Here is a 248-nt window from a genome sequence, read left to right as displayed (position 1 = left end):
TCGATATCCGAATCGTACGCCGCCTGGATGGTCGACTGACCGCCGATATAGGCGGACATCTTTTTGAGGATGAGCGCGGCGTCATCGCCCTGTGCCTGCGCGCTGCCGGCGAGGATGGCTGCGCAGACGTCGAGATTGTCTTCGACGGCAAGAAGGTGACGGTCCTCGGAAAGCATATCGGCGCCTACGCCCAGGCAGATTTTTCCGGCAGCGTGGACCAACTGATCGACAAGATGCGTTCCGAGTTC

1 pseudogene is annotated in these 248 nt (G+C 60.1%); it reads left to right on the top strand.

The features are described from left to right. Positions 1-155: 155 nt before the first annotated feature. Positions 156-248: pseudogene (locus FNJ47_RS55150) on the top strand (DUF2092 domain-containing protein); the annotation flags it as partial.

The organism is Bradyrhizobium uaiense (assembly GCF_010811875.1).
In the GTDB taxonomy this organism is placed as follows: Bacteria; Pseudomonadota; Alphaproteobacteria; order Rhizobiales; family Xanthobacteraceae; genus Bradyrhizobium; species Bradyrhizobium uaiense.
Note: the sequence above shows the minus strand (reverse complement) of the source record. Positions and strands in the feature narration are given on the sequence as shown.